Annotated in this window: 13 protein-coding genes and 1 tRNA gene; 11 read left to right on the top strand and 3 right to left on the bottom strand. The window is 37.9% G+C overall.

The window, feature by feature from the left end; translation table 11 throughout:
* Window positions 1-30: 30 nt before the first annotated feature.
* The 4 genes from GNP81_RS13620 to GNP81_RS13605 all read left to right on the top strand — a co-directional run bounded on the left by GNP81_RS13620 (window position 31) and on the right by GNP81_RS13605 (window position 2,959).
* A complete protein-coding gene (locus GNP81_RS13620) occupies window positions 31-1,209 on the top strand; it encodes an MFS transporter (protein ID WP_155673791.1) in 1,179 nt (392 codons plus the stop codon).
* 40 nt (window positions 1,210-1,249) lie between these two features.
* Complete coding sequence (locus tag GNP81_RS13615; protein WP_105064031.1) at window positions 1,250-1,528, top strand: GNAT family N-acetyltransferase; 279 nt, start codon at window positions 1,250-1,252, stop codon at window positions 1,526-1,528.
* 75 nt (window positions 1,529-1,603) lie between these two features.
* Window positions 1,604-1,951: a HopJ type III effector protein gene (locus GNP81_RS13610; RefSeq protein ID WP_105064030.1), complete on the top strand. Its 348-nt coding sequence runs from the start codon at window positions 1,604-1,606 to the stop codon at window positions 1,949-1,951.
* Window positions 1,952-1,981: 30 nt separating this feature from the next.
* Window positions 1,982-2,959, top strand: coding sequence for a Gfo/Idh/MocA family protein (locus tag GNP81_RS13605; protein ID WP_155672423.1), 978 nt, complete (start codon window positions 1,982-1,984; stop codon window positions 2,957-2,959).
* Window positions 2,960-3,038: 79 nt separating this feature from the next.
* Here GNP81_RS13605 and GNP81_RS13600 read toward each other — a convergent pair whose 3' ends face one another.
* Entirely contained in the window at window positions 3,039-4,079 is a 1,041-nt protein-coding gene (locus GNP81_RS13600; protein WP_155673790.1) for a linear amide C-N hydrolase, read from the bottom strand.
* Window positions 4,080-4,192: 113 nt separating this feature from the next.
* On the opposite strand from GNP81_RS13600, the gene GNP81_RS13595 reads away from it, so the two are divergent.
* Complete coding sequence (locus GNP81_RS13595) at window positions 4,193-5,101, top strand: LysR family transcriptional regulator (RefSeq protein WP_155673789.1); 909 nt, start codon at window positions 4,193-4,195, stop codon at window positions 5,099-5,101.
* Here the strand turns inward: GNP81_RS13595 and GNP81_RS13590 are convergent, their stop codons facing one another.
* Complete coding sequence (locus GNP81_RS13590) at window positions 5,102-5,572, bottom strand: hypothetical protein (protein ID WP_155673788.1); 471 nt, start codon at window positions 5,570-5,572, stop codon at window positions 5,102-5,104. It abuts the gene before it with no gap.
* A 341-nt stretch (window positions 5,573-5,913) separates the two neighbouring features.
* On the opposite strand from GNP81_RS13590, the gene GNP81_RS13585 reads away from it, so the two are divergent.
* From GNP81_RS13585 to GNP81_RS13565, 5 genes are all read left to right on the top strand, one after another.
* The gene (locus GNP81_RS13585; protein WP_155672419.1) at window positions 5,914-7,443 is read left to right on the top strand and encodes a Na+/H+ antiporter NhaC family protein; all 1,530 of its coding nucleotides are present in this window, start codon (window positions 5,914-5,916) and stop codon (window positions 7,441-7,443) included.
* Between the two features lie 257 nt (window positions 7,444-7,700).
* Complete coding sequence (locus GNP81_RS13580; RefSeq protein WP_155673787.1) at window positions 7,701-9,425, top strand: hypothetical protein; 1,725 nt, start codon at window positions 7,701-7,703, stop codon at window positions 9,423-9,425.
* Window positions 9,426-9,432: 7 nt separating this feature from the next.
* The gene (locus GNP81_RS13575) at window positions 9,433-10,662 is read left to right on the top strand and encodes a hypothetical protein (RefSeq protein ID WP_155673786.1); all 1,230 of its coding nucleotides are present in this window, start codon (window positions 9,433-9,435) and stop codon (window positions 10,660-10,662) included.
* Complete coding sequence (locus GNP81_RS13570) at window positions 10,662-15,401, top strand: OmpA family protein (protein ID WP_155673785.1); 4,740 nt, start codon at window positions 10,662-10,664, stop codon at window positions 15,399-15,401. Before GNP81_RS13575 ends, GNP81_RS13570 begins: the two co-directional genes overlap by 1 nt.
* A gap of 197 nt (window positions 15,402-15,598) precedes the next feature.
* Window positions 15,599-15,673, top strand: a tRNA-Gly gene (locus GNP81_RS13565).
* Window positions 15,674-15,907: 234 nt separating this feature from the next.
* On the opposite strand, the gene GNP81_RS13560 is transcribed toward GNP81_RS13565, so the two are convergent.
* Window positions 15,908-19,267 (bottom strand): Ig-like domain-containing protein, encoded by a 3,360-nt coding sequence (locus tag GNP81_RS13560; protein ID WP_336495489.1) that lies wholly within the window; start codon window positions 19,265-19,267, stop codon window positions 15,908-15,910.
* Between the two features lie 665 nt (window positions 19,268-19,932).
* Between GNP81_RS13560 and GNP81_RS13555 the strand changes: the two genes are divergently transcribed.
* Window positions 19,933-20,901: a hypothetical protein gene (locus GNP81_RS13555; protein WP_155673784.1), complete on the top strand. Its 969-nt coding sequence runs from the start codon at window positions 19,933-19,935 to the stop codon at window positions 20,899-20,901.
* The last annotated feature ends 32 nt before the right edge of the window (window positions 20,902-20,933 follow it).

Raw genomic sequence — 20,933 nt, 5'->3', positions numbered from 1 at the left:
TAAATCTAAATATTAATAAGAGTCACTATCATGTCGAGCCTAGCTCAGTGGAGAAATCCCAAAACGTTTTTGATTTTAATATCTATTGTTGTTCCTATTGCTTTCTCTACATGGAATGCACTTTTAAATAACTTTGTTATCGAAAAAGCTGCCTTTACTGGTGCGGACATTGGTTTATTACAAAGTGTCCGTGAGATCCCTGGCTTTCTTGCATTTACCGCTGTATTCGTCCTTCTTTTTATTCGTGAGCAGAAGTTCATGATCTTCTCTTTGGTGATGTTAGCGGTAGGTGTTGCGATTACTGGCTTCTTCCCAAGCGTATATGGCTTATTATGCACAACATTATTGATGTCGGTAGGTTTCCACTATTTTGAAACCTTAAAACAGTCTCTATCGCTGCAATGGTTAACCAAAGAAGAAGCCCCAGAGATGCTCGGTAAACTTATCTCTATTGGTGCGCTAGCTTCTTTGTGTACTTATGGCGTGTTATGGGTATTGCTTGAATTAGTGCAATTAGAATTTAAATGGATTTACTTCATTGCAGGTTCAATTGCATTAATCGTGACGATCTTTATGTGGTTATCGTTTCCAAATTTTGAAACCGAAACACAGCAAACTAAGAAATTGGTACTACGTAAGCGTTATTGGTTGTATTACGCATTAACCTTTATGAGTGGTGCTCGTCGTCAGATCTTTATGGTGTTTGCTGGCTTCTTAATGGTTGAGAAGTTCGGTTATTCGGCTTCTGAAATTACGTTATTGTTCTTAGCCAACTATGTATTTAACTGGTTATTTGCTAAAAAGATAGGACGTTGGATTGGTGTAGTTGGTGAGCGTAAAGCTCTTATGTTTGAATACATCGGTCTGATTTTTGTTTTTGTTGGTTATGCATTGGTACAAACTTCAGAAATGGCAGCAGCACTGTACATTATCGATCATCTGTTTTTTGCATTAGCATTAGCGATTAAAACGTATTTCCAAAAAATTGCCGATCCTGCTGATATGGCATCAACGGCTGGAGTGGCCTTTACTATCAACCATATCGCAGCCGTGGTTATCCCTGTGAGCTTTGGCTTGATATGGCTTGTGTCACCAGCTGCTGTGTTTTACGTAGGTGCTGGAATGGCCTTTATTTCATTCTTATTGTCGTTAAATATCCCAGAAGCGCCACAAGAAGGAAACGAAACTCGCATTTTTAAGTGGAACTGATTAAAGTAGTTGTACTTGAAAAGGAAGAGGGAATGTAGGCATGAATATGATAACTCATGATCCTGATAATAAGTGTTATCGCATAGCACTTGAGGGAGAGGCTGTTGCTAAAGTGTATTACGAAAAGAAAGGTAATATTCTCGATGTAATAAGTACTCGGATCCCTGATGAGCTACAAGGAAAAGGCTACGGCAAAGTAATGATGGAGTCATTCTTACATGAGATGAGATCATCCAATTTATTGATCGTGCCTGTTTGCTCTTATGTGGTTCATTACATGAATAAAAATCCACAGTGGCAAGACGTGTTAGCGAAATAATTGAAACCTAGGTAGAACTTCTATCTAGGTTTTTTTGTATTGGATCAGATAGAAACAAGTTGAAAAAAGGAAGTCATGATGACGTTAAACGCATTTATTGAAAAACTAAGCACACAGCCTGAATTGATTGAATTTACCGAAACCATGGCCGTGATTGAGTCTCACTATGACTTTACGCCAACAGAATTTACGAATGGTAATACGGTTAATTTGGCCGATCAAAATAATGGATCATGCAAAATTTTTGCTTTCGCATTATTGAATCAACTCAGTGTAGAGCAAACATTAGCGTGTTTTGGGCAATATTATCGTCATGACGTATTAGAGAATCCACAAGGGGATGACCATCAAAATATTCGAAATTTTATGGTAACCGGTTGGGCGGGTGTTCAGTTTAAAACTCAAGCACTTCAAGCGAAATAAACAACAGAAAACCAATAAAGAGATTGAATCATGATAAAACTTGCTGTTATTGGAACCAATTGGATCACCGAACGATTTTTAGCGGCTGCACTAGAGAGTGGCAAATATCAAATATCTGCAGTGTATTCGCGCTCAATTGAACAAGCTAAAGCATTTGCTGATAAATTTAGCGTAAGTTTAACTTTTGATTGTTTAGATAAATTAGCGGCGTGTGATGAAGTGGATGCGGTGTACATCGCAAGCCCTAATTCATTTCATGCTCCACAATCTATTAAGATGATGAAGCAGGGTAAACACGTCATTTGTGAAAAACCAGTCGCCTCAAATTACCAAGAGGCACAACTCGCTTATCAAACCGCACAAGAGAATAACGTGGTGCTGTTTGAAGCCTTTATGTCGCCATATTTACCTAACTTTCAGCAAATTAAATCACACTTGCCAAGTTTAGGGGCGATTAGAAAAGCGCACATCACTTATTGTCAGTACTCTTCTCGTTACCCTAAATACCTTAATGGTGAAAACCCAAATACTTTTAATCCTGAGTTTTCAAATGGCTCGATTATGGACATCGGTTTTTATTGTGTAGGCTCTATGGTTGAGTTATTTGGTGAACCTGCATCCATTCAAGCACAGGCACATCTGCTAGATTCTGGTGTTGATGGTAACGGCAGTATCATTTGTGGCTATGATGGCTTTGATGTGGTTGTTATGCACTCTAAGACCAGTGATTCTTATGTACCCAGTGAGATCCAAGGTGAAGAGGGGGCGATCTTAGCTGAGATGATCTCTATTGGCCAAAAAGTAACGAAAGTAAATCGTGGTGGAGAAACAGAAGACTTGACCCTTGAGCAAAACGCCAACCCAATGTTTTATGAAGCGTTTAAATTTGCCGAGCAAGTTGAATCGAATCAAATGGATATGCAAGCGGTTGAGCGTTCATTGCTTATATCAAAAGTAACCACAGAAATCCGCAAACAAACTGGTGTTGTTTTCCCTGCGGATAGTTAATTTTTACTTTATAGTAGTAACAAAGCCGAATGTATTATGCATTCGGCTTTGTTATTTTCTTATGTATGTATTCGCTAAACTATTTTGCTGAAAGAATCGCTTTTTCCGTAATATTTCCAGCTAAGTTTGGCGTTGAAATACTAAAGTTAACAAATTTACCTGATTGCTGGATTTCTTTAACGTTGTATTGCACTTGATTAAATGCATCGCCCCACTGATAGCGGACTACTGTTTCACCAGAATCAAGATGACGATTCACAGAATACTCCGTCGCATACCCCGCCATTTTTCCATTAATCATTTTATTTGGTGCATCGTGAGGGATTTTAAAACTTGTTGAATCTAACTTTAAAATACCGTTAATTACACTTGTTGGTTCAGTTAAGTGACCAGAGAAGTAAGTCGCATGAATAAAACGGTCTTCAGGGTTAGTATTGCCGCCAGTACCAAGGTTCGTTTGACTCCATTGTTGCTCTTGTTCGCCCCAACCACGTTTTGAACGCTCTACATTAGCAAGATGTTGTGCGTAACCCGGTTGGTTTGTCATTACGGTGTATTGCTTACCATGCCATACCTGAGGTTTTCCATTTCTCCATTCAACAATTGCACTATCGCCTGTGGTATCTTGAAATGAGATGTGAAGAGCAATACGAATCGGTACTCCTTCAACAAACTCAATAGAAGGAGCTCCTTCATTGATTGCGGCAACAACTTCATTTACTGATTGATACTGCGACAACATATTACGTAAGTATGTTAATGAACCATTTTTGCTAGATGATTTAACCGCTAAATCCATTTCACCGTCATACAAAACATTACCGCTTAAGCCTTTTGAGTTAACACCATCAGTAATAAAACCATAGGTAGTTAAGCCTGTTACATCGTATTTAGATGTCACTTTATTTGATTTTTCACTGTGAGTTAAATAAGAGCTGCCTGCAGGGAAATTCATTAAATGTGGATGTGTTTGTTCTGACCAATCCATTGTTCTAGTCACAAACGTACCGTGATCTTGTGTCTTCCAGAGTATACGAGTACATGCTTGTGCGGCTGGAGCAATGGCAGACAAAGTAAGTGCACTAATTAAAGCAGTCGAAATAATAGAACGTTTCATCATTGTTTCTCCTAAATGGAAGAGGATGTGTTTCATCAACATGGCTATTATTGCGTGCTTTATTGCACATGTAATCTCTGCTATGTTGGTATAAACCCAACAAAGGACGAGAGATTATGGCAACATTTACTTTTGATCAATTAGAAGCATTTGCAACAGTAGTAGAGCAAGGCTCTTTTAGTGCTGCGGCAAGAAAATTGAAAAAAGACAGATCAACGGTTCATCAATTAGTTGCATTTCTTGAAATTGATTGGGGGGTTGCGCTATTTAATCGAGAAGGAAAAACGCCAAAGCTATCCCCTGATGCTATACGTTTATATAAGTACGCGACCTTACTGCTTGAACAACGTTTAGAAGTTCAAAATATTGCAAATAATATAGGTAGCGATATAGAAGACAGTTTGACCATCAGTTATGACGAAACAATGCCAGTATCAGTATTGTTTAAAACAGAGATGAAGCTATCAAGTGCATTTCCATATACGAGAGTGAATTATTTATCACAACAAAAGGATCTCGCTATCCAATCAATTCAAGAAGGGAGGGTTGATCTAACGTTGCAGTTAATATCTTATCGCAGTAAGCCTCATAAAGGTCTGGCGGGGATTAATATTGGTTCAATTCATTTTGGTGTCTATGTAAGTGCTGATTCTGAATTACTTGATCATGAGCCATGTTCACTTCAATTAATGCAAACAAAGAAACAGTTAATATTGCAAAGTTTACTCTCCGCTGAACTTGATAACGTGGCGATATTCAGCGCTAATTATCAGGTTTTAACACGTATTGATTTTCTTGTATCGTGTTTGGAAAAGTCACCACTCACTTGGAGTATTTTACCTACACACCTTGCAGAGCCGTATGTAAAGTCCAAACAAATAAAGCGATGTGATGTTGCCTTTTTTGATGGTGATATCTCATGGGGGTGTGGGTTAATCAGTAGTCAAAATTCGGATAAAGGTCCCGTTTTTCTAAAAGCTGCGGAATGTTTAAAAAAAGCAATGAAAGAATCTCATCACTATTAGTTAGCTATTATTTTGCAATGAATACTTTTCTCGATTTTTTAAGCATGTTGTGAGCCTATGCTTCATTGCTTGAGAGTAATATTGAGTCGTGAAATAGTAGCTATCACCAAGAGTATCCGTTAAATGAATCGACTCTTCTTGTCTAAACTGCTCCAATAACAGTTCTTCTGCTGTTTCATTTTGTGGTTTGTATACGGCATACCCGTAATAATTCACACCAAATTTATTGAGCTTAATCTTTTTGTCATTAACCACAGCCGTTAAAGAGGATTGAGGTGCTTCATTAAACCCCACTGAAATCTCGATCTTCTTACAATCATAAGTCACTACAGATTGAATAAAAGCATCATCAGAATTTTGAGCGTAGATTAGTGAATTGAAGTGAACATTATCATTAGTCCAAATGGTTTCTTTTGCATAACTATTAAATGTAAGACACAGGATTATTAATAATGTAATGATTCTTGGCATACCTTTGCTCTCTCATTAACTGGCTTGTATATGATTGAAGAGTGTTTTGAATGAATAAAAAAGAGAATAAAGAATAAATGTGCTGTTAATTAAGCACTTTTAATCTTTAGTTTATAAAATTAGTAGGTTTTCATCTTTATTTATTGATTTTTGTTATGATAGGGCATCTCGAAATTTCTCCGTTGAATGCATCTGAGTTTTTAAAATGAGACTTTAGAATATGTGGTGATTTTAAATTCATAAAAAGTGAATAAAAAACTATACTTTTTCTTTTGTGAAATATATAGTCACTTTAATTGAATATATATTTACTCTTTTGCAGTATAAAAAGGAACGCAACTATGGAACAGACAGACATTACCTCCCTCATTCCCATTGTTATAACGCTGATTATCTCGTTAACGACACGTAATGTGGTCGTTGGTCTTTTTGCGGGAGTATTGAGTGGAGTAGCAATGCTAAACGGTTTGTTTACCACGCTTGATCCGTTTGAAACATTTGGTGTCATGGTTAAAAGTTATATCTCACCTCAACTAACAGATAGCTATAATGCTGGGGTGATAGTATTACTGGTTTTCATTGGTGGATTTGTTGCTCTAATGGAGAAGTCGGGTGGTGGCCTTGCGTTTGCAGAAAAAGTAACGCTTTGGGTAAAAAGTAAATTCCAAGCTCAAACCTCGGCATGGTTAGGGGGGATCATCATTTTCTTCTCTGATTTAGGTACGCCATTAATTGTTGGTCCAGTTTTTCGTCCTCTTTTCGATAAATTAAAAATCTCTCGTCAAAAACTGGCCTTCATTATTGATTCAACCTCATCACCTGTGGCTATTTTAATTCCATTCATTGGTTGGGGTGTGTATATCATGGGGTTAATTCAGAAAGAATTTACTGCATTAAATGTCACTGATATTACGGATTGGGATGCATTTTTAGGCGCTATTCCATATCAATTCTATGCAATTTTAGCGATAGCGATTGTTCCACTTGTCGCATTAAAGAAATTGGATTTTGGTCCAATGGCAAAAGTTGAAGCAATAGCAAGTAAGGGCGAACTTCATGCATCATCCGATATTTCAAAAGAGATTTTTACGCATAAAAATGCAAAAGCCTCGTTTGTTTGGGCACCGTTATTGGTGATGGGTGCTGTTTTGGTATTTATGCTTGCGCCTCTAGGTTTCCCATTCGAAAAAGTCTCTGGTTCAGTGTTTCGTTCTGCTTTATCTACAGCTTACTTCTTTGCCGCATTTACATTAATTATCTTGATGGCAATGAACAAAGTAAGAAGTCTATCAGATGGCATTTCTGTTTACATGAAAGGAATGGGTAACATGATGCAAGTTGCAATTATTCTTATACTTGCATGGACTCTGAGCTCTGTGGGTAAAGAGTTAGGTGCGGCAGCTTATATTGCAGAGCAAGCTCAAAACGGCTTTCCATATTGGTTAGTACCAGCGGTATCTTTTTTATTGGCTGCGATCATTTCATTTGCTACGGGATCGTCATGGGGAACATTTGCGATTATGATGCATTTGGTTATCCCGACAGCTATCGCAATTGATGCGCCACTGTTCGTTTGTATAGGTGCTGTTCTTTCTGGAGGTTTATTTGGAGATCACTGTTCACCAATCTCTGAAACAACAATTTTGTCTTCAACAGGAGCAGGATGTGATCAGTTCGAACACTTTAAAACTCAGCTTCCTTATGCATTATTAAATGGCGGAATTGCACTTGTCAGTTTCCTCATTGCGGGCATTTTTGATAACCCACTTATTTTCATATTAGCGTTAATCGCGCAGGTTACATTGGTAGTAACACTCGCTAAATTAACCCCAGAGAATACGTTTAATAAAAGCAAGTTGGTGACCAATTAGATTAGGCGTTTATCTGAAGGTTATAGCAAATGAAACGGTCCTTAATTGGGCCGTTTTTTGTTTCACATTCATTCATGAAGAACGGAGTATAAAGCTGAGAATGTAATTAAGAGGTTGGATATTTACAAAAACAAGAGACGTCGACCTAGGAAGATAAGTGTGAAGGGCAATAGGGTTTGACTGAGTTCTCTGTTCATATTTATATAGCAGGCAATTTATTTTTAGATACTTTCAATACACTGAATGTGGAGATGCAGATGCTCTGCCAATTTAAACTTATCCCCGGTCGCTTACTTACCCAAAAAGACTTGCCGTATATACTCACTCCCAATGAATTACTGAATCATCTTAATCGCTTTACTGATTTAACTTCATTAAAAGCATCATTACCTATTAATTTACAGCGTCACTCTGCAATTAGTGATTCACAAGGGGTATTTCAAACCGTTAGTCGTATTCGTCAATTGGTTGAGCAGGGGGAGTGGGCTGCATTATCGTTAATGAACCAACATCGAAGTATTGATACTCTGCATTTAGCTCAAGGAAGTGGTCTAAAAAAACGTATTGATAAAGTGGTTAACCCCTCGGTTACTCGTTCTCGTTTAAAAGTAAAACCGACCTTACTTTGTTCAAGTTCAAACGCTTCATCCATCACTCCTATTTCTGAAAAAAAGAATGATAATAAAATCGTCATCGAATTTGCAGGCCAATGGCCTAATAACGCCGCATCCATCTCGATTTCAAAATTAAAAAACATCAATGAAAAGACAGTAAAGCCGAAAAAAGACAGCAAAAACGGACACAGAAGTCTCGTCGAATTTACGTATTTAGATGATAGAAATCGAGCACTGTATTTGACGTTACCAAGCATGAACTCAGCCAAAGAGATAAACCTGTTACTGAGCGAATCATTACCTCCTGTAACCAAAGAAACAGAAATGGCAGAGTGGGATAATGTGTTAGTGCCGGTGGTGCCTTTTAAAGCAAAAAATAGTGATTTTCGTCCTCAAGACGCTTCTCTTTATCCATCCGGTTATATTTATATAGTGTGGAATAATAACGTTTGGCGAGAACTAAAAATCACTAAAGATTACCAGTTTATGGATATCGATTTAACGAGTGAGAACAAAGCAAATTCTGGTGAAAAAGTCGCTAATCGATATGTAGATATTGCCTTAACACATCCAGAGTATGGCTGTTATTTTTCAGATGAACCTTTTGATGTAAAACAAAATGGAAAAACGGTTTTTAGTGGCGAGCTTGATGTTTATGGGCAGGCAAGAGTTTTTGATTTAACGGAAGATAAAGTCATTATTGAGTTGCCTCAAACTCCAACTCATTATTCAATCGAGTTAGAAACGACAGAGAGTTTATTTGGCTCAAAACAGAGTGAAATACGCCCCGTTTCTGGGCACGCATTACCACATATTTGGGTGCCTTACAAAATCGCAGGTCAACCTCAAACTCTTTTTGCATATCATAGTTTGCCTCAGCTGACTGATGACCAATTATCTGAGTTAGTCAGTAATCCAGAGACCATGGCACAACGTATAGAAGGGCTTGATAGCTATACTGAATTACAACAATTTAATGATGATGGAACGTCTGTTATTGCACTTCTATCGTCACTTTCAAGTCAGGCTTTACCAACGTCAATTGAAAAGCAAAGCGAGCAAGGTATTGCAGCTTTATTTATATCATCACCACAAGATGAGATTGTTTTTGCTTATTGCCAACACCCTACTGTCGATGAGCCAGATGACTATTTTGAGTTATTTAATACAGAACATAAATGGTCGCAAAAGGTGTACTTAGGTCAAGCCTTAACACTGGATGATGGCTATCAATCTATTCGATTTACGGGGTGGCCAAGTGAGGTCAAAACCGTCACGCTTAAGCGAGTAAACAAAGGGAATGAGTATCACCCTGAGCAACCGCCAATCATCATTTACCAAGACATTGCAATCAGTGAATTAGTGTAGGGACACCATGAATTCAAAATACCGATGGACAGCATTAGCAGCGCTTATTTTCCTAAACGGATGCAACCAAGATGAATCCTCAACACCAAGTGCGGTAGTTGAACCGACAAAAACTGATGTCGAATTGCTTAACGAGCAAGAGTGGGATGATAACCGTGTTTATGTCACTAAAGATAACTACATCTTAATGAAAGAAGCCAATGGCACGATTCCGGGAATAATGAAGCCCTGCTTTGTGGTGAACAGCGCTAAAGAGTGGCCAAGAGAAGATTTATCAAATACGGATTCATACGACTTACCGAGAGTGGATTTCAGGTGGAATAACGGGAAACACGATGCGTATTCAGTAATGACTGAAAAACAGATTTATGAAGCGAGAGATAAGATTTGGAGCATAAAAACAGATGGTACGAATTTACGGTTAGTTACTGACTTTTTAGACGTTGTTCCGATGAATAAGCAGAATGAAGCCGTTCCAATACGAATGATGCGTCGTTCACCAAATAATCGTTATTTAGCTTGGAGTGACAGCGTCAATAAAGTCATTTTTGATTTAAAAACCCAAGAGTCGATAGTTTTAGGCTCTGATCTTGGTCATTCCCAATTTCTTTGGGCAGAAGACAGCAGTTATTTGTATTTTGAAGACAGAGCAAAATATTGGAAATACGATATTGTCTCAGGAAAAACTACCCAAATGGACGATGATTTTCATTTTTCAGAAGTGGGGGTGATATACGGTGGAAAGCGGTATGTGGTCTCTGATTTTGGTGTTGGTGTCTATGATGAGAAGAGTGATAAGCGTTTGTATGGTGTAAGCATCTACCCAAAAGAATTACAAGAGCAGAAAAAAGAACAAGGTTATTTAGTTATCACTAGAGAGCATTCATTACAATATGAATTAAAAAGTCGCTCAATCAGCCCTGATGGAAAGTATGCGTGGGGTGAGTCGGCACAATATCGTTATTTTATTAATTTAGAAACCAAAGAGGTTAAAAGTGAGAAAATTGTTCGCTCAGAAGTAGGTGACTATCAATACTTTGAGCAGTTAGGGCTGAATGCTAATTATGTAAGGGATGGCGCTGGAGGAGTCATTTTTCTGAAATTAAACGAAGATAAAACCGTCCCTAAGGATAAATGGACGAACTGGCCACAGGTATGCTCAGGCCATTCTGCAACACTGTCCTGGTTATACAACGGTTTTGCAAATAATGGTGCATTTATCAAGGAGGATAAATAATGACTCAGGAAAAGAATACATTAGCTGATGGATATTATTTATTCTCAACTGAATTTTTAGGGATAGAAATTGAGGGGCAAGATGGTAAAAGTTATCAGGATTGGCATTCAAACCCAAAAATAGTAACTCTCGGAAATGATAGAAAAAATAATGGTGTAGATAATATTCGCCCTGTTCCTTTTACTCCCTTAATTGCCAATATAAAAGAATTAAGCGAACGAGTAGAAGATCGAGAAACTAATGGCATTTGGGGAACAGATAAACGTGGGCTGATCCATGCGCTTGATACTGGCGTACAAGCGATTGCTGAAAATGGGGATTTTGAATACCTTCAGCATAAAAGTGTGGTCAACCATTTAGATGATGGTGAGTATTCATTGTGTTTTCCGCCGTTAGCTATTTTAAGTCGTTTGGCGATTAGTAAAACCTCGCCAATAGAGATAGCAAAAGAGTTATACCGTTATTCTTCTATGATAGACAAAGATAAAGACAATGAAGTGACATTTTCTTTAACTGAGATAGGGATAGAGCAACTCGCCAAGCCATTTGAGCTATCATCAAATGGGGCGTTATCTCAGGAGCAAAAAGAGTATAACCAATGGCATGAAGAGATATCTAAAAAAGGAGAGTCTTTAAAAGGGTTTTTATTACCATCACAAGCGATCTGTAGTGTCGTTTTTTCAAGTGATGTGTATACAAATGCACGAGTGACTATTTCTAGATTTATTCGAGAAGATAATCAAAGTATTTGGGAACCTATTGCAGAAGATATACCTGTTTTAGCTCCTAAAAAGGGTGTTGTTACACTACCAAGTGCACTAATCAATGTTAATCCTGAATCTTTCCAAGAAGGGTATTACAGTATTAAAGTAACTTTTGACCCTCGTAACTTTGAAAACCAAATAATTCCAGAATATATCCAAAATAGTAATATCGACAAAATTAAATTTGGTTTCTTAGATGGCTACCAATACGAACTCCGCGAATACATACGTTTTGATAATCACACTCCATTAGGAAAAATGGCCATTGTGTGTGGGGATATGCTCTCCCTTGAAGAATCTTTAATCTGCCAATTTCCACAATATCTTTCGCATCTTACTGCGCATTTAAAAGGAAAAGCAACTAATACAAAAGCCCTTGAAAGCCCCGCTTTAACTAGCCTTGCGGTATTAACCGGAGCTAACAAAGTAAGCATGATGCTTGGTATGGACTTATTGGCGGATGGCTTGACACCACAGCTAGATAATGGCCCAACAGCAATGGTAAATAATATTGCCAAGCTGTATTGGGAAGAGATAAAAAATAAGAATTTACCAACAGCAATGCAAGCCACAGGAGAAATTTTATTTGGCTTGCAATCCATGGGAGAAGGGCTTGGTAAATTAAAGGAGCTAACCGCATTACAAGCTGGTAGTGCTACGTATCGTGCCGAATTTGGTGCATCGGTATTATTTAAAGCCACCATTTTTGATAAAGAGAAGTACGGTAAATTCACCGAATACCTCGCTAAAGCCAACCAAGAATTTAAAGATGGAAAATACAAAGCCGCAGTTGGGCGATTATCAAAAACATGGCTGCAAGGTGCGGATTTGGCTGGGCGAGGGTTAGTTGCCGTTGATACATTAAATAATATTGCTGCGCTTTTTAATCACGGAGAAGAAATTGTTGAGCAAAAGAAAAAAGCAGAAAAAGCGCGTGGCAATATGGCTGAGGTTGCTAGTGAATATTTGAAACATATTCCAGTCTGGACGGAAACGCAATTAGAAATAAATAAAGAAAATAAACAGGCTTTTGAGCAATTAACGATTAAAAATAAGACCTTGTTTAATGACGGCTACGGCTCTGGGATTGAAGTGGTTTTTGAGTTTGATAAGAAAACCGCAGATACATCGATGGTTCGTCAAGGCATTGCAGAAATTGTCTCTTTCTTAGAGAAGCAACCTGATGTTCATATCGTTATTGAAGGCCACACCTGTCAGGTCGGCACCAATCAATATAATATGAATTTATCGCAGCAACGGGCACAAAATGTTGCTGATCTATTCCCTAAAACACTTCAAGAAAAAATAACGGTGATTGCTTTTGGTGAAACTCAGCCATTAGTAGAGGCCACCGGACGAGAAGTTTCATCAGACAATTTTAAATTAAAAGTAAACCGCAGAGTAAAGATAAAAGCTTACTTAAAGGTTCTTGATATTGTGTATGCACCAAGTAGAAGTGGAATGGGGGTGCTAGAACGTTCTCGTCTAATTACGCTAAATGCAATGCAAAAAGAGGATGATGCAATATTAGCTGCACAGCTTGCGTTGTTAGAGTCACTCGTAGGTGTTGCTTGTTTTATTCCAGTTATAGGGCCAGCAGCAAGAGGCATGTTATTAATTAAGGAAGGCTCTAATATTGTTCAATCTGGTTTAGGTTTCTTAGATGAAATGCTTTTTGATTACGCTTATGAAACCATTGTCAAAACAGAAGGGGCAAAAGACGATCTTGCTGATTTAGCCAAAATACAAATGGAATTATTAAGTCAGTTAAGACAGTGGGACAGTAAGTTAGAAACAAAACTCACGAGTTATGAGAGCTTAACCGCGTATTTAACTAAAGATGAAACTAAAAATGAAATACTAAAGCGCTATCAATTACGAGCACTGGCTTTTAACGGATTGATGATGGTTTTGCTGTATGCTCATAGTGAAAACCAGAAGATGCATTCAGGTAAAAATTTTAATCTAACCTTGGGTAAATACGATATTAAAGGCTATATCGAAAAGTATCTGCAAAATGATTCATGGTCAGTTAATACAGTTAAAAGTAATGATTTAGGGATCGATTGGATCAATCAGTGCAAACAGAAACAGAAGCAAGATATCCCCCTACATTATCAAACCTTACCTACACCGATTCCTGCTTCCAATTATCTGCAATATCAAGCGCCACAAGATAAAGGAACAGTGAGCGGAAAGTTTAGTCGTGCATTTCCTGTTCAGGGATTATTGTATGAACTACCAAGTGAAAACAAAGAACGAAACAATTTATTTGAAGAATTTGCACAAAACTTTTCTCCATTACCGCCAGCCATTGATTTAGATGAGATAGCTCTTCAACGAGTTTTAGTCTCAGATCAAGATGGTAAAGAGTGGGTTGAGTATTCAAAATGGAAGAAAGAAAATCAAAGGGTTAAGATTAATCGCTTATCACCATTCCACCGTTTAAAAATACAAATTGTTTTAAGTGGCGAAGATAAACCTGTATTCCCTTATGAAATAGGCTATCAACGAGTTGATGGCGTAAATATAGATGGGCCAAAATTCAGTGTGTTATTTAAACCAATGACATTATCTGATTTTACCTATCAAGATGAGAAGTTAAAGGCTGTATTTGGTAAAGAAAAAGCGTTAACTGCGATTGAATTTGAGCCTTTCTATTATTTTGGGAACCAACGTATTTATGGTATGAAACCGATAGTAAGTAAAGGGCGAGTTGAATCCTTGTATGCTATTCATTGGCTTGGATTGCAGAAAATACTGAATGTGAAAGAGAGCGCCTTTGAAGAATATGTATCTAGTGGTGGTTTTAGATATATGCGTTACGAACTGCAATTGCAAAAACCGAACAGTAAGCATCATCAAGCCATATTGTTTGATGAGAATAATAATGATGAAATTCATATTGGTGTGCACAGTGAAAATAGCCATAAAGTCATACTGGAAGACAGTAGTAGTGGTTCGACACAAACCCTTAACTTCATTTCTGAAGGGCGTTTATTAGAGGTTGAAGAGTTTACTTATTCACAAACTGTTGGTGAAAGCGTTTCTATAAATGTCATCGATAAAGTACTTTATCAAGCGGTAGGAGTTGATTACAAAAACAAATGCTACTTAGCTAAACCCAAGAATAAAAAGCAGACAATAAGTGGTTTTTCATGGGATAAAGCGGATGAATTAGAGACATTGCATATATTGGTTTGCGGTGAGAGCCATAAAAAAGAATATGAAACCTTAAAGGTAGATTGGAAAAGCGTAGACGCCATGGTGCAATTACAAACAGCAGGTTATGTGTCAGAGGAAGAAAAAACATCGTACCATTATCACCAAGCGAGTAACCATACTGAAAATTCGTCCTCTTATACTGAAAGTTATTTGAATAAAAACGCAAATATCAAAAAAGTGGGTGGGCCAATTTATCAATCAACACTCAATTATGTTGGGGAGATTTGTCATAATGGTGCTTGGGATCTTTCAATAGATAAAGAAAGTAAAGAGGTATTAACCGATAAACTCAGTACCTTTTTAAATCTGTCTATTCATGAATTAAATAATAGCTTTTCTTCATTGGATAAGAAGAAAGCATATGCTGTTCATGTGATCAGCTTTAACCTTAAGTATATGACGCCAACAGGGATTAATGCGTTGGGGTTACGTCCATTTGGTGACATTGTACAAAGTAAGGATCATTTGTTTAATTTAAACGTAACTGAGCTTAAGCAGCTTAATACCGAATCTGGCGTATCTTTAGGTGGTAAAACGTTAAAGTTAGCCATGCCGACATTAAATCATAGTCAGTTAAATGATCAAACCATGCCGTGGATGGAGCCCGGAGCTAAGGGTAAACAGGGAGTCAGTGGAGATATTGCTAGTGAGTGGGATGGGTTAGATGAAAAACAACGCATACTGCGAATAAAAAAATGGATAGAGAAACAACCGACCGCCATTGAATTAAAGTCTAAGCAATTTTTGTAATGTAAAAAAGTAAGCATCGTTCAGATAAACTAGCAACAAATAGGCTGACGGTGCTTACTATTTATACTTGCCGTGTGGTGTGAAGAGATTAAAATTTGCATATTATGCTTAAATATCGTGCAATCAATTAGTTAAGTGTAAAAAAGTGCTTTACCTCAGCGCTCAGTATGGCATTATCTATCTCGTTCCGACGATGTGCGTACATCGTATAATGGCTATTACCTCAGCCTTCCAAGCTGATGATGCGGGTTCGATTCCCGCTGTACGCTCCAATCTCTTGCTTCCCCTTCTTAGAGATTGTTCTAGTTTCAAATTCCCAATGATTATTTAAAATTAAACGCTTTATTGCGTGTTTTTTCGTATCTGTCATTTTTATAAAACCACTTCTGATTCGTCCACTTCATTGTTACTTTGTTTATTACAAAAAAAGAACCCCACTTCGAAAAGCAGGGTTCTTATTCATTTAACTGTATTAGATAATTAATTACCTAGTTAGCTTAACCAAATTATTGTGGGTTAAGGCCCAGTTGCTCTAGTACCAGTTTAAAGTTAGCACGACGTTCTTTAACGTTATGAACTTCACCAGTAGAACACACTAAATCAGGACAACCACGGTTTACGATACCAGATACATCATCGATAAACTCAGTACCTTTCATTCCACCATCAACATATTTCTTAAGCTCGTTGTGGTAGTTCCAGTTACCGTATTGACCAGACTCATCAGGGTACGCTTGTACTGATGTAACCCAGTAGAATAGACCAGCAATCCACTTGATTTCTTTGTTCTCTTCAGAGCTACAAATTAAGCCTGGGTTTGAACAGAAATCCAGTTCAGCGTATAGCGGGTTCTCTGGTGGCGCTTCAACAACAACACCATCAATTGTTTTACCAATTGTCTCAGGATCAACGTGTGAACGGCCTAAGTAGTGGTTAAGTGTACCGAAGTTTTGACGACCTGTAGTCTGAATTACACCACGGCCCCACCAGCCACAACCTTGAACACTTTCTTGGCTGCTGCCATCCCAAATAAAGCTACCCGCTTTTTGATCAACGTAAGTTTTACATGTATCACGTTCCCATACTTGCTTAGACGTATCTACAGACGTTGGTACATCATTACAGTGACCATTGTTTGTCCAACGACCCACACTTCCGTTTACAAGTAAACCACGCTCTTCAAGAACAGCATCAGGTGCAGCAAATACAGGAGCTGGAGCACCGTACCATTTCGCATGGGTTAGGGCACTTACTTCCATTTTGTCATCACGAGGACAAGAGTAAGCGTGATCTAAACCTGAAATAGGGTTAACACCGTAATCTGCGTATTTTTGACCAAGTTGACCACAGCTTGCAGACATTGGGTAATCAGCAGGTGCACCGTATTTGATTTCAGACCAGTTATTTTCATCACACGCATTGTAACGAATGGTTTCTTGCATACTTTGAGCTAGGAACGCAGCAATCGCTACTTTTGCATATTTGATGTTTGTAGCATCATCTACATTTTCATCTAATAGCCAGAACTTGTTACCTGCAACACCAATGTTATGCATTGCATTCAAGCCTTCCATGAAGTCTGCCCACTTGTAAACCGTAGACGGAATCCATTGTGATTGAGGCGTTTCATACAAGAATGCAGTGTTGTTCATTGCATCTTCAGCATTTGCTAATTGATTATTTAGTTCATCAATAACCGTTAGTTTGCCGTTTTCTGTTGTTTTACCAACGTAGTACAGTGGCATTTTAGCATCTTGGTAGCGTTCAATTTTAGCTGTTAGTTCAGCCGTGTTTTTATCAAACAGAATTGCGAACACATTGCTGAATGCTGCTTTACGGATTTGTGGTTTGCTAGACTTGTCACCCATGAAGTAAGCAGAAGCTTGATCTGTTGGGATGTTGTTTAGCATTACCGGTGTTTTCACGTAATCAGAAACTTGCTTAACGTATTCCAAAGCATTGTGCCATTGGTCACTTGATAACGCTTCAGTCGTGTTTGATTTTGTGAACGCAATAAAGTCAGCTTTTGATGCTAGTTCAGCTTTATAAAGCTCTAATTTATTCAGTAAGTCCGCAGAGAAACTAGACGCCTCATCCCAAACAGATTGTCTACCTGAGTGCGTATCAAAAGCAAAGTCACCAATGCTTAGAGACCAACCGTAACTTGCTTCTGGCGCAAGAGTAGATATGATTAGGTGATGAGCGTTTGCCCAACCTTTTAAATCATTGCTTAGAGCGTTGATGTCATCAATATCAATCTTATTGCCAGTGATATCCATCGCTTGTGTTAGTGCTTCTTTAACAGAAATACTGTTTGAAGATAACGCATTATCACGAGTCGCTTTATCAAGAACATCAGAGTTGATGATAATAGATGCTGAACCCGCTTGTGCAGCAGCATTAATGATAGATACAAATGTGCTTGTTAGTTTATCGAAATCAGCTAAATCAGCACTGTTACTTGCTTGGATCGTTAATGTCGTTGGTGCTGAAGTAGCAGGGCTCGCAACAACTAATGTATTTGGCCAGCCAGCTACTTCTAGACGTACTGGATCCATTGGGTTTGGTAGAGAAAGAAGCGGAGCAGTGCCCGGTTCAGTACCATCACAATTTAGGTGAAGAGCCCATGAGTCATCACTACCTGGAATGGTTTTAGTCCAGTAGATTGCTGAGTAAGCGATGTTATCATGAACCATAATGTCACCACCTGTTGCGTGATCACCACGAGTCCAATCAGGATAAACATTAAAGTCTTTACATAAGTCACCTGGAGTTACAGGCGGCTCTACTGGTGGCTCTACCACATCTTCTTCAACGGTGATTCTTACTGTTGCTGTAGAAGAAAGATCTTGTGCATCTGTAGCGATAGCATTCAGAGTTACATTACCAGCTTGAGTCGGTTGCCAGTCACACGCAAATGTGTCTGTATTCGCTGCGTCAAATGAACAGATTTCTTTGTTGTTTGCTTTAACAACCAGTGTCGCTAAATCGTTATCAGCATCTGTTGCATTTACAGAAATTGATAGACTCTCAGCAACGTTCATTGTTGAACCATTAGTTGGAGTAACAAACTTAACTACAGGCGCAACGAAATCTTCAGTTACTTCTGCTTTTACAGTAACTGATACTGACTTTTGCTCGATCTTTTGGTTATTTTTATCGAAAACAAATACGTTAATCGTCGTATTACCTTCTTCACTTGGCGTCCAAGTTTGAGAGTATTGAGTGTTGTTTTGGTTTACTGTTTTTTCAGCAAGCTTGGTATTGTTCGCCCAAAATTCAACTTTAGCAGCTAAGTTACCATCAACATGTGCATTGATTGAGATAGCTTCGTTAGCGGTTAACACTTGTCCAGCAGTAGGAGCAAGGATCGACAACTCAGTCACTTCTGGTTCAGGATTTACAGGTTCGTCAGAACATTCTGTTAGCGTCCAGAACCAAGAACTTGCGCTTGGCGTTTCCCAAACACCTGGGTTGTTTTGAGCAATGAAACATTGGTTTTCGTATGAAACCACATCGCCATTCTCAACTTGAGTCTTACCTGGAATAAACGGAATAATATCGCCTAAATCAGGATCTGGAGTCGGGTTTGGTCCTGGATTTGGACCCGGACCTGGGTTTGGTTCACCTGAACATTCAGCAACATCCCAAAACCATGAATCAGCGGTAGGAGATTCCCAAACACCTGGGTTATTTTTAGCAACAAAACAGTCGCCATTGAAAGAAACCATATCTCCATTTTGAACTTTTGTTTCACCAGGAACAAAAGTAACAACGTTAGAAGTTGCACTTGCATCAGCGGCGTATAAATATCCGCTAAACATGACGCTAGTAATAGCGACTGTTATTTTGTTTAATTTTATCACTGCTTTTTCTTCTTTTTTATTTATCTTATCTAGATAAATTTATTAATTATAAAGGTGTGCGATGGATAGATTTCATCATCATTCGCTTCCTTGCCTATGATTGAATGACCCGTTTAAAAGGGGTTCATTCTGTTACGAAAAGGTTAATTCCTAAACCACTATAATTAGGCAAAAACCTCGAATCGAACCACGCAAAATTCATTTATTAATATCAAATTAATAGCTGAATTGAATTTTCGAGCATTCTAACCAGAAGAATTTTTAAGGATATCAAGAGTTTTTCAAACTGTGATATTGCTTCTAAAGTAATTCTTGGAATTGCGACTGCAATATGTTATGTGTCTGTTTTTTTGACATAAAAGTCAGTTTTTCGTTGTTATTTTGACTTTTTAAAAGAGGCGATTTTTTAATGTCAAATCTATGGGTGGGTTTATTTTAATTCTGATCGGTAAACTTATATTTCAAAAATGAAATTGAGGCATGGGAAAGATGATTGATTGGTTCTTAATCTTGCTCATAGAAGTAGATTTAAAGTGTATATAATCAGTTTTGAATTTGGTTGTTTTGTGTTCACGCATTTCACAAGCTTATAAACTGCATTATATTCTGTGTGCCCATTATTATATCTCTTAACGAAACAATAACGATTTATTAGAGGTAATATTATGTGCAAGCAAACTAACTACAGTAAATATCAAAAGCGTGTAATTAAATTCTTAAATGATTTGCTTGGAGCAGATACACCATTTACATACGAAAGAGCGAATAATAATCACTTAAAAGTATTAATCGATGGCGTAACAAAACCTCTTTTTACAGGATCAACACCATCAGATTGCAAATCTATCAATAATTTCATGGCAGAAGTAAAGCGTGAACTTAAAGCAAGTAAAAAAGAAGAGAGTAAGTTATCTCAACCTGAAAAAACTGGGGTAGTCAGTGCGGTTACTTTATCGAACGATAAGTTGATCCAAAACTGTGTCAAATCATTAAGAACTCGCATTACCGTATTAAAAGAACAAGAAAAAGAAAGCGTTCTTAATAATAAGTGTATTAATGGGCTTAATCTAAAACGTATTGAAATAGTAAAGCACTCGGTATCTTTAGCTTTACAAGCACGTAAACAAGGTACTTACCTCAAGCCGAAAGAGCTGAGAACCATTGAAGGAATGGTACATAACCACCTTAATTTCATGTTACCTAGCATGGCTTATTATGCTGAGCTATTAAACAGCACATCAAAAGATAAGTTGGCAAAAGTACAACCCAATAAACAACAAGCATCAGTACATAACGAATCCAATAAAAACAACGTCATAAGTTTGGAGGATAAAACCCAACACGCCCCGACAAAAGAGGCGAAAAAATTGGCTAAAAAACTAAAACAACCAGTGAGTAATAAAAACATGAATACAAAAAACAGTAATTCAGCCACTGAGTTGATGGCTATGTCGGCTAACAATCGCGTTAGTCTGTTACGTAACTTAACCAAAGCCCAAGCGTTAATGTTAATTGATGACATTAATCAAGCCATGGCTGCAAACCGAGAAGAGGATATCGAAGCCGTAATCGCATTAATTCGAGATAAAGATCTACCGCTGGACGCGATCATCTCACGCATGGAAGCCGCGTAAAGATAAGCATAAACAAAGAGCATTTCGGTGCT

This window comes from Aliivibrio fischeri (assembly GCF_009727955.1).
GTDB lineage: Bacteria > Pseudomonadota > Gammaproteobacteria > Enterobacterales > Vibrionaceae > Aliivibrio > Aliivibrio fischeri_A.
This window is presented reverse-complemented; position numbering and strand designations above follow the sequence as displayed.